The sequence below is a fragment of the Bacillus cereus group sp. BfR-BA-01492 genome (assembly GCF_022662815.1).
Taxonomy (GTDB): domain Bacteria; phylum Bacillota; class Bacilli; order Bacillales; family Bacillaceae_G; genus Bacillus_A; species Bacillus_A cereus_BD.
The window spans coordinates 13514-31025 of the sequence record NZ_JAKUEH010000022.1 but is presented as its reverse complement, the minus strand read 5'-3'; the positions used below and the strand labels follow the sequence as shown (position 1 = coordinate 31025).

Here is a 17512-nt window from a genome sequence, read left to right as displayed (position 1 = left end):
TTTTTTTAGAGAAAGTTGAACTTATAAAGTGGCTAATATAATCATTAGCATAATAAAAAGGAGGTAAGAGTAATGGCTATCGAATGGATAAAAGAAGGCAATTACGAAGATATCATTTATTCCACATACAATGGTATCGCAAAGATTTCGATTAATCGCCCTGAAGTACATAACGCATTCCGTCCTGAAACGGTAATGGAGTTAATCGATGCTTTTGCACATGCGCGTGATGATGAAAATGTCGGCGTTATCATTTTAACTGGTGAAGGTGGACGTGCATTCTGTTCTGGCGGCGACCAAAAAGTTCGCGGTCATGGTGGATATGTAGGAGGAGACAAAATCCCTCGCTTAAACGTATTAGATTTACAACGTTTAATCCGTGCAATTCCGAAACCAGTTATCGCAATGGTAGCAGGTTATGCAATTGGTGGTGGACACGTACTTCATATCGTATGTGACTTAACAATTGCAGCAGACAACGCAGTATTTGGACAAACTGGTCCAAAAGTAGGAAGCTTTGATGGTGGATACGGTGCTGGTTATTTAGCTCGCATGGTAGGTCATAAGAAAGCTCGTGAAATTTGGTACCTATGTCGCCAATATAACGCACAAGAAGCGCTTGATATGGGCTTAATTAATACAGTTGTACCATTAGATCAATTAGAAGAAGAAACAGTAAAATGGGCAGAAGAAATTTTAGAAAAGAGCCCAATGGCATTACGTTTCTTAAAAGCTGCATTCAACGCAGACACAGACGGCCTAGCTGGTATTCAACAACTAGCGGGAGACGCAACGTTATTGTATTACACAACTGACGAAGCAAAAGAAGGTCGCGACGCGTTCAAAGAAAAACGCCGTCCAGACTTCGGTCAATTCCCTCGTTTCCCTTGATCAAAAGCGGAGCCGACTGTTTATTCCTGACGGCTAAGATTCTTTCGCGCAGCAAGTGATTGTTACTTTCTCATGCGGAAGCAGCTCGTTCAGAACAAGAGACTTGATACACATCAAGTCTCTTTCTTTCATGGAAGGAGAATAGGAAATGGAGACAATGCCCAATTGGCTAATGCAACGTGCATTTTTAACACCTGATCGCATCGCAATTGAAACAAAAGAGGAGAAAATTACTTTCTTCGCATTACATGAAAAAGTAGTATCTGTTTGTGAAAATCTTGCTTACTTACAAATAAAAAAAGGTCAAAAAGTGGCTGTTCTGATGAAAAATGGTATGGAAATGATTGCGGTAATTCATGCGCTATCTTATATAGGAGCTGTAGCTGTATTACTAAATACACGTCTTTCAAGAGAAGAGCTACTTTGGCAAATGGAAGATGCTGAAGTGATTTGCTTATTAACAGACCAAACATTTGAAACAGAGCAGGTACCTGTCTACACCTTTGAGGAAGTGGAGAACGGACCAAAGCAATCTGTGGTGATTCAAGAGGAATTTTCTTTAGCAGAGGCAATGACAATCATTTATACATCTGGAACAACTGGCAAGCCAAAAGGAGTTATTTTAACATATGGGAACCATTGGGCAAGTGCTATAGGCTCTTCGCTGAATTTAGGGCTTCGCGATGATGATTGTTGGTTAGCATGTATGCCAATGTTTCATGTAGGCGGATTATCTCTTTTAATGAAAAACATTATGTACGGTATGCGAGTATTGCTAGTTCCAAAATATGACCCGGATTTTATTCATCAAGCCATTCAAACAAAAGGGGTAACAATTATATCAGTTGTTGCAAAGATGTTGACAGATTTGTTAGAAAGACTAGGAAATGAAACATATCCAAGCTCTTTACGCTGCATGTTATTAGGCGGGGGACCAGCACCAAAGCCCCTTTTAGAAGCATGTGTAGAGAAGGAAATTCCCGTATATCAAACATATGGAATGACAGAAACATCTTCACAAATTTGTACGCTTTCTGCTGATTATATGTTAACAAAAGTTGGTTCTGCAGGGAAACCTCTTTTCCCGTGTCAACTTCGTATTGAGAAGGATGGTAAGGTTATGCCTGCAAATGTAGAAGGAGAAATTGTTGTGAAAGGTCCTAACGTCACGCGAGGATATTTTAAACGTGAAGATGCAACGCGTGAAACAATTGTAGATGGCTGGCTTCATACGGGTGATCTTGGTTATTTAGACGAAGAAGGATTTTTATATGTATTAGATCGCCGCAGTGATTTAATTATTTCAGGCGGAGAAAACATTTATCCAGCGCAAATTGAAGAGGTATTACTTTCTCATCCGCTCGTTTTAGAAGCAGGTGTTGTTGGAAAGTCTGATGAAAAGTGGGGACAAGTACCAGCTGCATTTGTTGTAAAAGCGGGGCATGTTACCGAGGAAGAAATGATTCGTTTTTGTGAAGAGAAATTGGCAAAGTATAAGGTGCCAAAAGCGGTTTGTTTTTTACATGAGCTACCGCGTAATGCTTCAAAGAAATTATTAAGACGTGAACTAAGGCAGCTTTTGGAGGAGAGATAAATGAGAATTAACAAGGCAACGCTCTATGTAACAGAAATGCCGCTTGTTATTCCTTTTGCTGCGAGTTATGGCACATATGAAAGACGGGAAAGTATTGTAGTTGAACTGGAGGATACGGACGGATATATCGGTTTTGGAGAGGTTGTTGCCTTTTCAGAACCATGGTACACGGAAGAAACAATAACAACAGCACTTCATATGCTTCGAGATTTTTTATTGCCAGATTTGCTAAAGCTTGAAATGATGCACCCAAATGAAATTCCTAGCCTCTTTCAACATATAAAACGGAACCATATGGCGAAAGCGGGAATAGAAGGAGCTGTATGGGACTTATATGCGAAACGCGATAATCAGTCATTAGCAACTTTACTTGGAGGAACACAGTCAGAAATTGAAGTAGGGGTTGTAGTTGGATTAGATACAGTTCCCAATATGTTAAAACGAATTGAAATGTATGCAGAAGAAGGGTATCAGCGCTTTAAAGTGAAAATTAAGCCGGAACTTGATTATGAATTGCTAAAGGAAATACGAAGAGCTTTTCCAAAGATACCACTCATGGTAGATGCGAATTCTGCGTATACGTTAGCGGATATTGAGCGGTTAAAAAGGCTTGATGAATTTCAATTAATGATGATTGAGCAGCCGTTAGCGGATAACGATTTTCTGGATCACGCTAAGCTTCAAAAACAAATGGAAACCCCAATTTGTTTAGATGAAAGTATTCATAGCTTGGAAGATGCAAGAGTAGCAATTACACTTGGAAGTTGTCGCATTATGAATATTAAACCGGGCCGAGTTGGAGGGCTTACGGAATCCATTCAAATTCATGATTATTGTATGAAGCATAACATTCCAGTTTGGTGCGGGGGTATGGTTGAAATGGGAATTTCACGCGCGCAAAATATTGCATTAGCATCGCTTGCAAACTTTACGATTCCAGGGGATATTTCTGCTTCTAATAGACATTGGGAGAAGGATATTATTTTGCCAGAAGTAACGCTTCAGAATGGAAAAGTGATCGTTCCGAAAGCTGCTGGATTTGGATATGCTGTTGATCGCGAGAGATTAGAGGAAATAACAAAGCAGCATATTATATATAAGAGATAAAAAGAGGATTCATTGTAGCGAATCCTCTTTTTCTTTATATATAAGAGTACAAGCCCGTTTTTGTACCAAACAAGCTTCCCATTTGCCCCAAAAACATAATATAAATTGAATCCCCTCATTTAGAGCAAGATTGGAGATCTTGCTACGAATGATATTAAAGGAGGAATAGAGCAAATGAGTGAAAAGTGCGATAACAGACATGGACATGGTCATGGACATCATGGTTGCGGAGGCGGCTTTGCGCTTCTAATTGTATTGTTTATCCTATTAATTATTATCGGAGCTAGCTGCTTCGGCGGTGGTGGCTACGGTGGTTATTGTGGATATGGTTACGGTTGCTAACAAAAACTATTAAAAATAGCCTTGTGTGTGACGCACAAGGCTATTTTATTCATAATCTAATATGATTTGATAATTTTTGCATATATAGAGAGCGAATTAAAAAGAAAAAGAGAATTTCGACCGATCCAAAAATCGTTAGCACAACTGTGATTTCAGCAGATAAGGATAAGCCTAATACATCTTGCAGCATCTTCGTTGCAACAAATGTATGAATAGAAGCCATAATATATGGAACAAAGAATAAGATGGCAAGCTGAATGGTAGCAGATTGTTGCATCTCGTATTCTGTTAAACCGATTTTGGTAATGGTAATATATTTTTCATGTTCAGTTGCTAAATCGGTGTACATACGGAAATAAAGAACACTTCCAGCACCGATGAAAAAGATCACACCAAGGAATGTACCAATTAAGAAAAAAGAGGCAACTCCTAATTTGGTTTGATACAGTGAATTACTGGCCTCAGTAGCATGAAATGGAGGATGCTCCGTCTGAACCGATTCGAGATCATGCTGGACGTTTTTCATGTATGCAGCTCCAATATTGTTAGCTTTTTCCCAATTTTGAACGCGATAACTATACAATGTCATATGCTTTGCATTTTTTGGTAAATGAGATACATCTTGATCAGATAACACAAGTAAATACGGAATGAGACTAGATGGTGTTACATTATCACTTTTGTAACCCTTTACTTGCAATTGTAATGAGTTTTGGGTGAGTGTAATGGTCTTTCGTTTTAATCGTTCATCAATCGTTCCAAAGATTCCTTCCCGTAAATATCCTAAAAACATATACGCTTCATTATGGTCGACAAATAAATTTTCTCGTCCGAGTGCAGTAGCAAGTTTGTTATATTCACTTTGCTTTATAGCGTAATAAGGGGTGGATTCTTGTCCGCTTTCAAATACTTCAAATAAATGTACTGTAAACTTTTGATACTGAAATTGTTCTTCATGTAGTCGTTGTTCCAACCATTTTAAATGTTGAGAAGAGAACGTATTTTCATCGTGTGATAAATATGAAAATGGAAATGGATCTTTTTGTACAACATGAAACTTGTTAAATTTCCCATATCCATATAAAAAGGTAATCATTGTGAAGGCAAGCGTAGAGAGCATCGTTACAATAAAGAGCATATTAATATTCGCCCGTATACGGCTTGCTAAATCGGATATCCATAGCATATTAATTCGTTTCATATAAAACTTCCGTCTACTTTTTAAAATGCGAATTAGCAAGAAGCTAATTTGTGAAAAGAAAAAATAGGTTCCGATTGCAACAAGTGGTGGAATGATGAAAATGCTAGAAATAATATAAAAAATCACAACAAAACCACCGAAAGATATAAAGACTTTAGAGCTTACAGCTAAAGCATATCCAGATAGCAAACAATAGGCACCGAATAAAGAAATGAGCATGGACGGTTTTCGTTCTTTTTGTTTCATAGTTCCTTCTTTTAATAATCGGATCACTTTCCTTGTGCGAATTAACATCGGCGTAAAAGACGATACAATGATAAAGAGGACAAGGAAAACGATTATAGTTAACATAATAGCCTTCGTTGGCCAATATAAATAAAGACCTGGTATATGAGTAATTTTAGAAGTAAGTAATAAAAAGAATTGTGAAAATACAAGTCCTAATTGCATTCCGAAAAAAATAGATAAAGCACCAATCAACATATTTTCCATAAATATAAGCCGTTTTAATTGTTTTTGTGATATTCCTAAAACGGTTAAGATACCAAATTGTTTCTTGCGCACTTTTAAAAAGGTACCAATAGAATATAGCAAAAAGAAAAAGGAAAAGAAGACAATGACAACTTCGGAAATAGCTATCAAGATGTTAAGAGCGTGATTGAGTTCACTATTTTTAAGTTTTGGATGAAATAAATACACAGCAAATGAAAAGAAAATCGCAATGGAAAATGCACTGCTTACAAAGTAAGCAAAATAAGCTCTCGAATTGCGCGTTACATTTTTAAATGCAAATTGCAAAAACGTCATCTACGTCTTCCTCCAAGTAATGCTAATACATCTAATATTTCTTGATAGAACTTCTCGCGATACAATCCGCGATGTAATTCATTATAAAGCTCTCCGTCTTTAATGAAGATAACGCGATTGCAATAACTTGCTGCAAAAGGATCATGCGTTACCATTAAAATTGTAGCCTTTTCTTCTTTATTGAGTTTTGTAAACAATTCCATAACATCGATGGCTGCTTTTGAATCTAGGTTTCCCGTCGGTTCATCTGCAAGTAGAAGAGATGGATGATGAATGACCGCACGAGCTACTGCGGTTCGCTGTGCTTGTCCACCAGAAACCTCAAAAATTCGTTTATTTAAAATATGATCAATTCCCAGTTTCTTTGAAATACTATCAAGTTTTTCATCCATTTCTTTTAAAGGAACATTGTCTAACGTTAATGGTAAGACAATATTTTCTCCAATTGTTAATGTGTCTAGAAGATTAAAGTTTTGAAAGACAAACCCTAATTCTTGACGGCGGAATACAGCAAGCTTTTCACGCCGGAACGTATGCGGCTGTTTGCTATTAATAAATACTTCACCAGCAGTAGGAGAATCAATCGTTGAAATTACATTTAAGAAAGTGGACTTTCCACTCCCAGAAGGCCCCATAATGGCAACAAATTCTCCTTTATCTACATGTAAATTAATATTTTTTAAAGCAGTATGAGGGACTTTACCCTCATACACTTTTGAGACATTTTTAATATGCAATACTTCTTCCATAAGAATTCACCTTTCTATTTTTTAAAGCTTAATGTGCTGTGATAACTTTTGCATATACAAGGAACGAATTAAGAAGAAAAAGAGAATCTCGACCGTTCCAAATATAATGAGCACAACTGTAACTTCAGTAAATAATGATAAGTTTATCACTTCTTGTAGCATTTTCGTTGCAAACATTGTATGGATGGAAGCCATAATATAAGGAACAAAAAACAAGATAGCAAGTTGAATCGTAGCCGATTGCTGCATCTCTAATTCGGTTAGACCAATTTTAGTAATGGTAATATATTTTTCATGTTCATTTGCTAAATCGGTGTACATACGGAAATAAAGAACACTTCCAGCTCCAATAAAGAAAATGACACCAAGGAACGTACCAATTAAGAAGAAGGAAGCAGCACCTAATTTAATTTGATATAATGTATCACTGGCTTCTTCCATCTTATATAAAGGCTCTTCTGATGCAATACTTTTTCGATCTGCTCTTAATTTATGAAGATATTCCCCAGCAATTACGTGTGTCCTTTCCCAATCTTGTACAGTAAAGTTGTATAGTGTCATATGCGTTATACGGGTGGATAAGGCATGTACCGTATCATCAGATAAAATGAGTAATTGTGATGTGAATCCAGTAGGGATTACATTGAAATTTTTATATCCTTTTATTTGTAATGTAAGTGAAGCTTGAGACAGCGTAACGTTTTTTTGCTTGAGCTCTTCTTGCAGAGGACTTAATACATTTTGATAACCATATCCAGGTAGTATATATGTTTCATTGTCTTTTACAAAAAGATGTTGCAAGCCTAAAGCATCTGCCAGTTTATTATAATCACTTTCTTTTAGAACGTATGCGGTCCGGTCGTATGGGATCGTTTCGTCTTTTTGCAATGAAGTTTCATATAGATCCGTTTTCAATTTCTTATAGGAAAATTGCTCTTCATGCAGTCGTTTTTCTAGCCAATTCATATGCTGTGAGGCAAATGGATTGGCGTCATATGAAATATAGGTGAAAGGAAATGGTTTATTGTTTGCTACATCAAATTTCATAAATTTTCCTAATCCATATATGAATGTAATCATTGTAAATGCAAGAGTAGAGAGCATCGCTACAATAAAGAGCATATTAATATTTGTTCGAATACGACTTGCTAAATCAGAAATCCACAGCATATTAATCCGTTTCATATAAAATGTTCTTTGTTTTTTTAATATGCGAATTAGTAGGAAACTAATTTGAGAAAAGAAAAGATATGTTCCAATCGTCACGAGTGCTGGAATAACAAAAATGCTAGAAGCAATGTATATGGTCCCGATTTCTAAGCTAAGTGATAGAAAGTATTTTGGATTGCCAGCTAATATATATCCGAAAAGTAAACAAGTCATACCAAAAAGAGAAATCAATATAGAAGGCTTACGTTCCTTCTGTTTCATATTTCCTTCTTTTAGTAAGCGTACTGCTTTTCTTGTTCGAATAAGCATAGGAGTAAAAGCTGAGACAACAATAAAGAGACTAAGAAAGATTATTATTGTTAAAAGAATCGCACCGGTGGGCCAATATAAATATAGCCCAGATGCGTGTGTGATTTTAGCTGTTACAAGCAAGAAAAATTGTGAAAAAACGAGTCCGAATTGTATCCCAAAAAAGATAGACAATACTCCAATTAGCATATTTTCCATAAATACAAGCCGCTTTAATTGTCTTTGTGAGATTCCTAAGACGGTTAAAATACCAAACTGTTTCTTGCGGACTTTTAAAAAAGTACCGACTGAATAAAGCAGGAATAAAAATGAGAAACCGACAATAATCACTTCTGATAAAATCATTAAGCCTGTCACTTCATCTAATGTACTCAGATTTTGTAATCGAGGATGAAATAAATACACTGCAAATGAAAAGAACGTGGCAATGGAAAATGCACTGCTTACAAAATAAGCGAAATAAGCTCTTGAGTTACGCGTTACATTCTTTAATGCGAATTGCCAAAATGTCATGCTGTATACCTCCTCATAAAAGAACAAACAATCTTGCTGTAAAAAATGTATGAGAATGAGTCCTCATACATTTTTGTGGAATATGCTATTGTCATGTACTCCTCACCGTCTCGTTTTCATCAGATACGTTATTTCCAGCATGATGGAAAATAATTTTAATAGAAGTACCTTTGCCTACTTCAGAATCGAGTGTTACAGAGTGGCCTAAATAATCACAAATTTTGCTTACAATATAAAGGCCCATACCGGTAGACTCTCCGAATGTACGACCATTTTTTCCGGTATAAAATGGTTCGAATACTCTGCGAATATCTTCTTTTGGAATACCGACACCTTCATCGCGCACTTCTAAAACAATGTCTGTTCCATTAGGATAGGCAGATAAGAAAACTTTTTTCCCATGCTCGCCCGAATAGCGCACAGCATTTGTCATTAATTGATAAATGATGAAATTTAGCCATTTCGCGTCAGAAGCAACTTTAAGATCAGAGTGCACTTCTAACACGGGGAAGACTCCATTGCGAATAAATAGCTCTTTTAATCCATTAATATTTTTCGTTACAAGCTCTTTCAATGATATGGTTTCAACATGGAAGTCTTCGTGGAAGTTATTTAATCTTGCCATATATAAAGCCATATCAAGACCTTGATTTAATCTATCGAGTTCCTTTTTAAACTTAGGAATTAAGTGTTCATCTTCCATTTCTAGAACCATAAGCTGCATGACAGAAACGGGCGTTTTCATTTGATGTACCCAGTGATTAATAAATAATTGATGTTCTTGTTGTTTTACTTCATACGTTTGCAGTTCTTTTTGAAACAAACGATATTGTGTGCGAACAAGCTCGTTTACACTATGAGGCATAGGAGCCGTTGCTCTTTCAATAAATGCATCTTCCAGTTTATCGGGTGGTTCACTTAACCGATGATACATTCTCCGATTGCGAACATAGCGATAAGCAAGGAAGCAAATAAATAAATATAAACTTAATACGATAAAATAAAATTTGTTATTTTGAAATCCATCGACAGCATCATATAATATGAAAATGATACCGAAATTTAAAGCATATAGTAGAAAAAATGCAAAATGATCACGTAAAAATAACTTCATGCTTATTCACTCCAAGTTGCATTTAAGCGATATCCTAATCCGCGCACCGTTTCAATTCCATTTTCAATGCCAAGTTCATTAAACTTCTTACGAAGGCGTGTAATATTTACGTTTAATGTATTTTCTTCCACGAAGCTTTCATCATCCCAAAGAGCAGCTAGTAAATCTTCGCGGCTTGCTGTGCGTGGGAACTTCGTTAGAAGCATTTCTGCCAAAATGGCCTCTTTTTTTGTAAGAAGAACTTGCTCAGCTTTAAAGTGCATTTCTGGTCGTTCCGGGAATAATTTTAAACCTTCTACTTCAACGATTCGCTCAGAAATATTTGGTGCATAATCGCCATAAATCCGTCGTAATTGTCCTTTTATTTTTGCCATCACAACGTCATAGTGAAATGGTTTTGTAATGTAATCATCCGCACCGCTTTCAATTGCCATAATTTGTTCCATCTCACCTGCACGAGCAGAGATGAAAATAATAGGGCAAGTTGATTCATGACGAATTTGACGACACCAGTAAAAACCATCGAATTTTGGTAAATTAACATCAAGTAAGACAAGATGTGGATTGACAGCGTTAAACGATTCTAGAATATCATCGAAATTTTCCGCAATAACAGCTTCATAACCATATTTTTGAATATGAGATTGAAGCAAAGATGAAATATTTGGATCGTCTTCAACGATTAAAACTTTATACATATGTATATTCCTCCTTCAAAAGCCATTGTAGCTATAGTGTAACATGTGTTTCTTGTCTTTTCATTATGTTGCAATAAGTGCTAATCAACAGTATAGGACAAAAGTGGAAAAAGCAAAAAGGTTCATGTAAATAATTGACAATTATTTAGTATTGGTTTAATATTTAGATAAATATCTAAATGTCTAATTATTGAAAGGAAGAAAGACATTGAACCAAGCATTTAAAGCATTAGCAGATCCAACAAGACGAAAAATATTAGACTTATTAAAAGAAGGTGATTTAACAGCTGGGGAAATTGCCGAACACTTCAATATGACAAAACCAAGTATTTCGCATCACTTAAATGCACTTAAAAATGCTGAGCTTATTCAAGATGAAAAAAGAGGACAATTCGTTGTTTACTCTTTAAACACGACTGTATTTCAAGATTTATTAGCGTGGGTGTTTACGTTTACGAATAAAGGGGGAGAGGGAAAATGAGGAAGCATTTATTACCGTGGATTTTCATTATTGCGGTTGCAATTGGTTGGTATATTGTTTGGCCGCATTTACCAGAGCAAATCCCGCGTCATTATAATGCGTCTGGTGAGGTAGACGGATATTTTTCTAAAGTAGAAGCGACCTCTGTTTCAATGGGAAGCATGATATTGTTCTATGTGATATGGATATTTATAGGGAAAATCGACTTAACGAAGAGGAATCATAAACAACATGCTAAAGTATTGTCTATGACAAATCATGCTATTCTTTTTGTGGTTTTCGGATGTAATATATTTTCATTATTAGCTTCATCTGGATATATTATTTCAGGCTCAGTAGCATTTAATTTTGGGTTAGGAACGATATTTCTTGTCCTAGGTAACTATATGCAGCAGACAAAGCCAAATGGTTTTGTAGGAATTCGAATGTACTGGACATTAGAAAATCCAGAAGTATGGCGTAAAACGCACCGATTTGCTTCAAAGGTATTTGTAATTGGGGCAATATTCATGTATGTTACTGCAGCATTTCCTAATCCTATTAATATACTTAGTGCAGTTGGATCTATATTATTATGTGTTATTATCTCCACAATAAAATCATATTCGATTTATAAAGAAGAAATAGAGTTAGACGGAAAACACTAAAAGTATAGGGAGTGTATTTGAAGGTTTGTGTTTGACGAAAATTCCTATTGACATAACAAGTGTATATTGATAGAATTCGATTTATAAAATGTAGATAATTCCATAAATTTAAAATCGGATGAAAATTAAATCTGATTTCTCTTATCCAGAGAGGTGGAGGGACTGTGCCCTATGAAGCCCGGCAACCATCAACTTTTACGTTGAAATGGTGCTAATTCCTGCAAAGCAAGTGCTTTGAGAGATGAGAGGAAGGATTATGTTGATATATGCATAGAAACCTTTCTGCTCATTCTAAAAGCGGAAAGGTTTTTTGTTGTTCGAATGAGAGGGAAGGAAAGTCTGTAAGAAAACAGAGCGATTGATATAGGCGATGGATTTGTGATTTCGTTTCAACATGAATTGATCAAACATACATAAAAAAAGAAGGGTGTTTCCAACATGAAAAAACGATTACTATCAGCACTTATTACAACGGCAGTCTTTGGTTTAGCTGCTTGTGGAGGGGAAAGTGAAAATAAGCTTGTTGTTGGTGCTTCTAATGTACCGCATGCAGTTATTTTAGAAAAAGCAAAACCGTTACTTGAGAAAAAAGGTGTCAAACTAGAAATTGAAAAATTCCAAGACTACGTATTACCAAATAAATCATTAGCGAATAAAGAATTAGATGCAAACTATTTCCAAGGACTTCCATACTTAGAGAAGGAAATGAAAGATAAAAAATATGATTTTGAAGTAGCTGGGAAAATCCATATCGAACCAATCGGTATATATTCTCAAAAATATAAAAATCTAAAAGAGTTTCCAGATGGAGCAACAATTATTATGAGTAATGTAATTACCGATCATGGACGTGGCTTAGCGATTTTACAAAAAGAAGGTATTTTGAAAATTAAAGATGGTATAGAACCTGTAAAAGCAACCGTAAATGATATTGCAGAAAACCCAAAAAATTTGAAATTTAAAACGGACATTGAGCCTGGTTTATTAGCACAAATGTATAACAATAAAGAAGGCGATGCGATTTTAATTAACGCTAACTATGCAATGGATGCAAAATTAAATCCAAGGAAAGATGCAATCGCGATTGAAGGGAATGATTCTCCATATGTAAACGTAGTCGCGGTTCGTAAAGGCGATAAAGATAAGAAAGAAATGAAAGCACTTGTAGAAGTATTGCATTCGAAAGAAATGGAAGATTTTATTAATAAGGAATATAAAGGTGCAGTTATTCCTGTAAAAGAATAACTTTGGAAAGAATGGCGAATTTCGAGAGTGAGGTCTTCAAAATCAAGCACAGGAGTTAGTTGCTATATAGCTTCGTCAACAGGTCGCAAGTATATCACTCATATTACTTTTTCATAAGGAATCCGGTGCTGAATCATCAGTACCGGATTTTTTAATCTTACAGAAATGTAATATTCCTGTAAGAAGAATGAATGGATGGTTCCTGATCCCGGATGTTACAGTGGTAAAGTAGTCATTTTACAAAGTTACATTTCGTTTTCTTCTACTAAAAGCCGTTACATAACTGACCTCTTTTTGTACGAAACATCGATAGTGGCAAAAGTAGAGAGTAGATAGAGTGGAAAGAAAGAAGAGAAGAGGGATGATAGATGAAAACAGTGCTAGAAGCAAGAAATATAAAAAAAATATATGATACAGGTGGAAATCAATTTGAAGCGTTAAAGGGCATTCATTTGGAAGTAAAAGAAGGGGAGTTCGTTGGAATTATGGGACCATCTGGTTCCGGTAAGACGACTCTTTTAAATGTTCTTTCTACAATTGATCATGCGACGAGCGGTGAGATTTTCATTGATGGAAACGATATTGTAAAGATGAATGATGATACATTGGCTTTATTTCGCCGCAATCATTTAGGGTTCATTTTCCAAGAGTACAATTTACTAGATTCGTTAACGGTAAAAGAGAATATTGCGTTACCACTTGCATTATCGAAGATAAAAGCAAGTGAAATTGACCGACGCGTGCTTGAAATTGCGAAGAAGTTTGGAATTGATCATATTTTACATCAATTTCCTTATCAAATATCTGGCGGACAAAAGCAACGCTGCGCAGCCTCTCGTGCCATTGTTACAAATCCAAGTATGATTTTGGGTGATGAGCCAACAGGAGCGCTTGATTCAAAATCAGCGACTGATTTATTAGAAAGTATGAAATCATTGAATGAATATGATCATGCAACAATTTTAATGGTGACGCATGATGCCTTTGCGGCAAGTTACTGTAAACGTGTTATCTTCATGAAGGATGGACAATTATATAAAGAATTACACCGTGGTGAGTTAGAGCGTAAACAATTTTTTCAACAAGTTGTAGATGTAATGTCTGCTATTTCTGGAGGATCGGCCCGTGACATTATTTAGCGTCACCCTTGTAACATATAGCGGAAATTTAAAGGAATGAATAAATATGATCATTCTGTTTTGATTCAGTTGATTCATACAATTAAATGTTTATAAATGGAGAAAGACTTTGCGGGTGTGCGCAAAGTCTTTTTTACTTCTTCATAAAATCTTAAGAATTTTCGATGCTATTTTTTAAAAAATGATTGATACACTTTGGCTATATGAAATGATATTGAAGGAACGGGAGAGGTTGAAAATGAAATTTATTACATTCTTAACCGAATTTATAAAGCATCCGAAAAATGTTGGAGCAATTGCGCCTAGCTCAAATCGATTAGCCAAAAAAATGGTAGGTACAATTAATTTTGAAGAAGCTAAATACATTCTAGAACTAGGACCTGGGACAGGTGCATTTACGAAAGAGATTATAAAACGAAAAAAAGAACATACAATATTTATTTTGATTGAAATTAATGAAGCTTTTTATGAAAATTTGCAAAAGCAGTTTAAAAATGTCTCAAATGTTTTCGTTATACATGGATCAGCTGAAAATATAAAAAAATATATGGAAGAGTTACAAATAGAGAAAGTTGATTACATATTATCAGGGTTGCCCTTTACGTCTTTACCAATAGATGTGTCATCTCGCATTTTATCAAGTGTAATGGAATCGTTACGTGAAGATGGTGAGTTTATAACATTTCAATATACACTTGCAAAGAAAGCTTTTATTCAAAACTTTTTTCAAGAAATTTCATTTAAAAAAGTTTGGCTAAATCTTCCGCCAGCTCATGTCTTCAATTGTCGAAAGGGAATGAGGGGGGAAACAAGTCATGGAGTTACATGAATTCATATCTTATATAGAGCAGTATGGTTATGTGGCGCTTTTCTTTTGTTTATGGCTTGGGATTGTTGGAATGCCGATTCCAGACGAAATGATTGTGATGAGCGGTGGGTTTGCATCGTCACTGGGGATATTACATATCATTTCTGCTTTTTTGATAACCTATTTAGGCGTTGTTTCGGGCCTTTCTTTAGGGTATGTGCTAGGAAAGATATTTGGCACAAAAGTACTTGATAAGTTCTTGAAAAAGAAACAAACGAAATACATTTTCCAATCAAAAGACATGGTTGGAAGGTATGGACATTATGCATTAGTAATAAGTTATTTTATACCTGTTGTTAGACATATCGTACCTTATTTAGTTGGGATGAATCATATGCCATTTAAAATATATGTCTTATATTCTTATACGACAGGATTTGTTTGGACACTATTTTACTTTATACTGGGTTCTTTGTTTGGAAAACATATTGAAACAATTGTAGAAATGACGACGAAGTATGGAATCTATTTTAGTGGTATCATGTTTATCATTGCTAGTATTTCGTATTTGTGCATACAGAAAAAAAGTACGGTAGTAAATAAATAGGAATGAGACGCCCACCTCAAGATAAGAAGATAGGTGGGCGTCTTGCTGCTCGTAACAGTCCGATTGATGAGGGTTCATAATGAGTGGGGAATAAAGAAAATCCCCACTGATAAAAGTTTCACTTTATCGCACTGTATTAGGGTTATATATCATTGTAAAATGTCCAGGTAACAATTCAATATGGCATGGTGTGTGCAGGGCACTTTCTCCATCTGTATCAACTTCTTTTTCCTCTTTCGTTTCAATGCGAATAGATTTTGCTTTTGCATGAAAAATATCATTTTCATCAGTGTCTTCAAAGAGTTTCTTGTTAATATAATCTCTAAATGCTTGGAAACCTGTTGATTTTACAGCAAAAATATCAAGGAAACCATCATCGCATTGTACATTCGGAATGAAGGAAGGAATTCCACCAAGATATTCTCCATTTCCTATCATTACTAAGACAGCTTCATCCTCGTATACTTGTCCATCATACGTAATCTTGACAGAGAAAGTATCAGCATTTTTAACGGTACGAAGTGTACTTAAATAGTAACCAATTTTCCCAAGTTTTGCTTTTTCCTCTGCGTCAATGTTATGAGATACTTCCGAAACAAGTCCAATTCCCCAAAAATTTAAGAAGTATTGGTCATTTGCTTTTGCCACATCAACTGGCTTTGTATCTCCTTTTACAATCATATTTGCTGCATGAGCAATATTTTGTGGAATGCCAAGTGTACGAGAGAAGTCATTACAAGTTCCTCCTGGAATAATGGCGAGAGTTGGTCTTATTTCAAGAGGAGCCAGTCCATTTGTACATTCAAAAACGGTTCCATCACCACCAAAGACAATGATTAAATCAACTTCACTTGCAAATTCTCTACAATATTTCGTCGCATCTCCTTGCTCTTTTGTATGAAGGATTCGTAAGTCGGGAAAAGTAGCTGCTAGTGGCGGGACAATTTTTTCTAGATTTGTATGTAAATCACCTTGTCCTGCTTTTGGATTGACAATGAGTAGAACTTTTTCAAACTCTGTCTTGTTCATTTGTATCTCTCCCTTTGTTACTTTCACAGTAGTGAATGATATGAATAAGCTTTCAACCTATTTCTCTGTTACAACTGATGCGATGTATGGCAAGTTACGATATTTCTCTGCACAGTCAATACCATATCCAACGATGAATTCATCAGGGATTTGGAATCCTACATATTCTGCTTGTAAGTCTACTTTACGACGTTCTGGTTTATCCAGTAATGTACAGAATTTCAATGCTTTTGGTTTATGCATGAAGAAATGATCTTTTAAGAAGTGAAGTGTTAAACCAGAATCAATAATATCTTCTACAACGATGACATTTTTTTCGGTAATATTTACATCGATATCCTTTAATAATTTAACTTTACCAGTTGTTTCCGTTTGGTTTCCATAACTAGATGCAGAGATAAAGTCAATGGTTACGTCATTTTTAATATGACGAATTAAATCAGCGGCAAAGACGAAAGAACCTTTTAATACAGCAATAATAATGATTTCTTCTCCAGCAAAATCACGTTCGATTTGGTGTGCTAATTCTTTGACTTTTGCCTGTAGTGTTTCTTCGGAGATTAATGTATCTTTTATTTTTATATTCATGAGAAGCCTCCTGCGTTATAAAACTTATGAACATTTCGACTGTAAAGGATAGAGAAAGAAAAGTCAAAAAATGATGATAAGAAGTGAAAATTCAATATTTTTTAACAAAATCCTCCGCAAAAGGTCTGATGATATGATATAATAACAATAAAGAAAACGTTTTCATGAAAGGTGAGAGTCATGAAAAAGAAACAGTACACAAGTGTTACATTTATAAAAGCATTATTTCTAACAATTGTTCTTGGGTTGCTAGCTTATATAATTGATATTCCTGTGCTTCGAGTTTCGTTAATTGGAATGACTTTAATTCTTGGAGCTATTTCTCATGGAATGATGCGTCAATTATATGAAGCGGGATTAAATGATAATAAAAAATAAAGTATAATGTAAAGCCTTCATTTATAAGAGATGGAGGCTTTTTGCATTTCTTACAAAAATGTAAGGTAATTTGTAAGAATAATCGATAGTTGAGT

The 17512-nt window shown here is 35.3% G+C and carries 18 protein-coding genes and 1 riboswitch; of the genes, 11 read left to right on the top strand and 7 right to left on the bottom strand.

Annotation, left to right across the window (positions count from 1 at the left end):
* The first annotated feature begins 72 nt into the window (after positions 1 to 72).
* The 4 genes from menB (at position 73) to MR063_RS19260 (ending at position 3934) form a co-directional block, all read left to right on the top strand.
* Positions 73 to 891 carry a 1,4-dihydroxy-2-naphthoyl-CoA synthase gene (gene menB, locus MR063_RS19275; RefSeq protein ID WP_242144275.1) on the top strand — a complete coding sequence of 273 codons (819 nt, stop codon included), beginning with the start codon at positions 73 to 75 and terminating at the stop codon, positions 889 to 891.
* 148 nt (positions 892 to 1039) lie between these two features.
* On the top strand, positions 1040 to 2485 hold the full coding sequence (locus tag MR063_RS19270) for an o-succinylbenzoate--CoA ligase (RefSeq protein WP_242200852.1): 1446 nt from the start codon (positions 1040 to 1042) through the stop codon (positions 2483 to 2485).
* Positions 2486 to 3592, top strand: a complete 1107-nt coding sequence (gene menC, locus MR063_RS19265; RefSeq protein WP_242200850.1) for an o-succinylbenzoate synthase — start codon at positions 2486 to 2488, stop codon at positions 3590 to 3592.
* Between the two features lie 174 nt (positions 3593 to 3766).
* Complete coding sequence (locus MR063_RS19260) at positions 3767 to 3934, top strand: YjcZ family sporulation protein (protein WP_242200848.1); 168 nt, start codon at positions 3767 to 3769, stop codon at positions 3932 to 3934.
* Positions 3935 to 3983: 49 nt separating this feature from the next.
* Here the strand turns inward: MR063_RS19260 and MR063_RS19255 are convergent, their stop codons facing one another.
* The 5 genes from MR063_RS19255 to MR063_RS19235 all read right to left on the bottom strand — a co-directional run bounded on the left by MR063_RS19255 (position 3984) and on the right by MR063_RS19235 (position 10495).
* Positions 3984 to 5942 (bottom strand): FtsX-like permease family protein, encoded by a 1959-nt coding sequence (locus tag MR063_RS19255; protein WP_242200847.1) that lies wholly within the window; start codon positions 5940 to 5942, stop codon positions 3984 to 3986.
* Positions 5939 to 6691, bottom strand: a complete 753-nt coding sequence (locus MR063_RS19250) for an ABC transporter ATP-binding protein (RefSeq protein WP_242200846.1) — start codon at positions 6689 to 6691, stop codon at positions 5939 to 5941. Before MR063_RS19250 ends, MR063_RS19255 begins: the two co-directional genes overlap by 4 nt.
* 21 nt (positions 6692 to 6712) lie before the next feature.
* Complete coding sequence (locus MR063_RS19245) at positions 6713 to 8683, bottom strand: FtsX-like permease family protein (RefSeq protein ID WP_242200845.1); 1971 nt, start codon at positions 8681 to 8683, stop codon at positions 6713 to 6715.
* A 91-nt stretch (positions 8684 to 8774) separates the two neighbouring features.
* Complete coding sequence (locus MR063_RS19240) at positions 8775 to 9797, bottom strand: sensor histidine kinase (protein WP_242200844.1); 1023 nt, start codon at positions 9795 to 9797, stop codon at positions 8775 to 8777.
* A gap of 2 nt (positions 9798 to 9799) precedes the next feature.
* Complete coding sequence (locus MR063_RS19235) at positions 9800 to 10495, bottom strand: response regulator transcription factor (protein ID WP_242200843.1); 696 nt, start codon at positions 10493 to 10495, stop codon at positions 9800 to 9802.
* Positions 10496 to 10703: 208 nt separating this feature from the next.
* Between MR063_RS19235 and MR063_RS19230 the strand changes: the two genes are divergently transcribed.
* The 6 genes from MR063_RS19230 (at position 10704) to MR063_RS19205 (ending at position 15422) form a co-directional block, all read left to right on the top strand.
* Entirely contained in the window at positions 10704 to 10976 is a 273-nt protein-coding gene (locus MR063_RS19230; RefSeq protein WP_241814961.1) for an autorepressor SdpR family transcription factor, read from the top strand.
* The gene (locus tag MR063_RS19225) at positions 10973 to 11623 is read left to right on the top strand and encodes an SdpI family protein (protein ID WP_242200842.1); all 651 of its coding nucleotides are present in this window, start codon (positions 10973 to 10975) and stop codon (positions 11621 to 11623) included. The genes MR063_RS19230 and MR063_RS19225 overlap by 4 nt, the downstream gene beginning before the upstream one ends.
* A 138-nt stretch (positions 11624 to 11761) precedes the next feature.
* Positions 11762 to 11871: riboswitch (SAM riboswitch) on the top strand.
* Between the two features lie 190 nt (positions 11872 to 12061).
* Entirely contained in the window at positions 12062 to 12868 is an 807-nt protein-coding gene (gene metQ, locus MR063_RS19220) for a methionine ABC transporter substrate-binding lipoprotein MetQ (RefSeq protein WP_242200841.1), read from the top strand.
* Positions 12869 to 13236: 368 nt separating this feature from the next.
* Positions 13237 to 14007: an ABC transporter ATP-binding protein gene (locus MR063_RS19215; RefSeq protein ID WP_242200840.1), complete on the top strand. Its 771-nt coding sequence runs from the start codon at positions 13237 to 13239 to the stop codon at positions 14005 to 14007.
* 238 nt (positions 14008 to 14245) lie between these two features.
* Positions 14246 to 14836: a class I SAM-dependent methyltransferase gene (locus MR063_RS19210; protein WP_242200839.1), complete on the top strand. Its 591-nt coding sequence runs from the start codon at positions 14246 to 14248 to the stop codon at positions 14834 to 14836.
* A complete protein-coding gene (locus MR063_RS19205; RefSeq protein ID WP_242200838.1) occupies positions 14823 to 15422 on the top strand; it encodes a DedA family protein in 600 nt (199 codons plus the stop codon). Before MR063_RS19210 ends, MR063_RS19205 begins: the two co-directional genes overlap by 14 nt.
* A 123-nt stretch (positions 15423 to 15545) precedes the next feature.
* Here MR063_RS19205 and MR063_RS19200 read toward each other — a convergent pair whose 3' ends face one another.
* Positions 15546 to 16451, bottom strand: a complete 906-nt coding sequence (locus MR063_RS19200; protein ID WP_242200837.1) for a diacylglycerol/lipid kinase family protein — start codon at positions 16449 to 16451, stop codon at positions 15546 to 15548.
* Between the two features lie 57 nt (positions 16452 to 16508).
* Positions 16509 to 17039, bottom strand: a complete 531-nt coding sequence (gene hpt / locus MR063_RS19195; RefSeq protein WP_242200836.1) for a hypoxanthine phosphoribosyltransferase — start codon at positions 17037 to 17039, stop codon at positions 16509 to 16511.
* Between the two features lie 180 nt (positions 17040 to 17219).
* On the opposite strand from hpt, the gene MR063_RS19190 reads away from it, so the two are divergent.
* Positions 17220 to 17417 carry a hypothetical protein gene (locus MR063_RS19190; protein ID WP_242200835.1) on the top strand — a complete coding sequence of 66 codons (198 nt, stop codon included), beginning with the start codon at positions 17220 to 17222 and terminating at the stop codon, positions 17415 to 17417.
* Positions 17418 to 17512 lie beyond the last annotated feature (95 nt).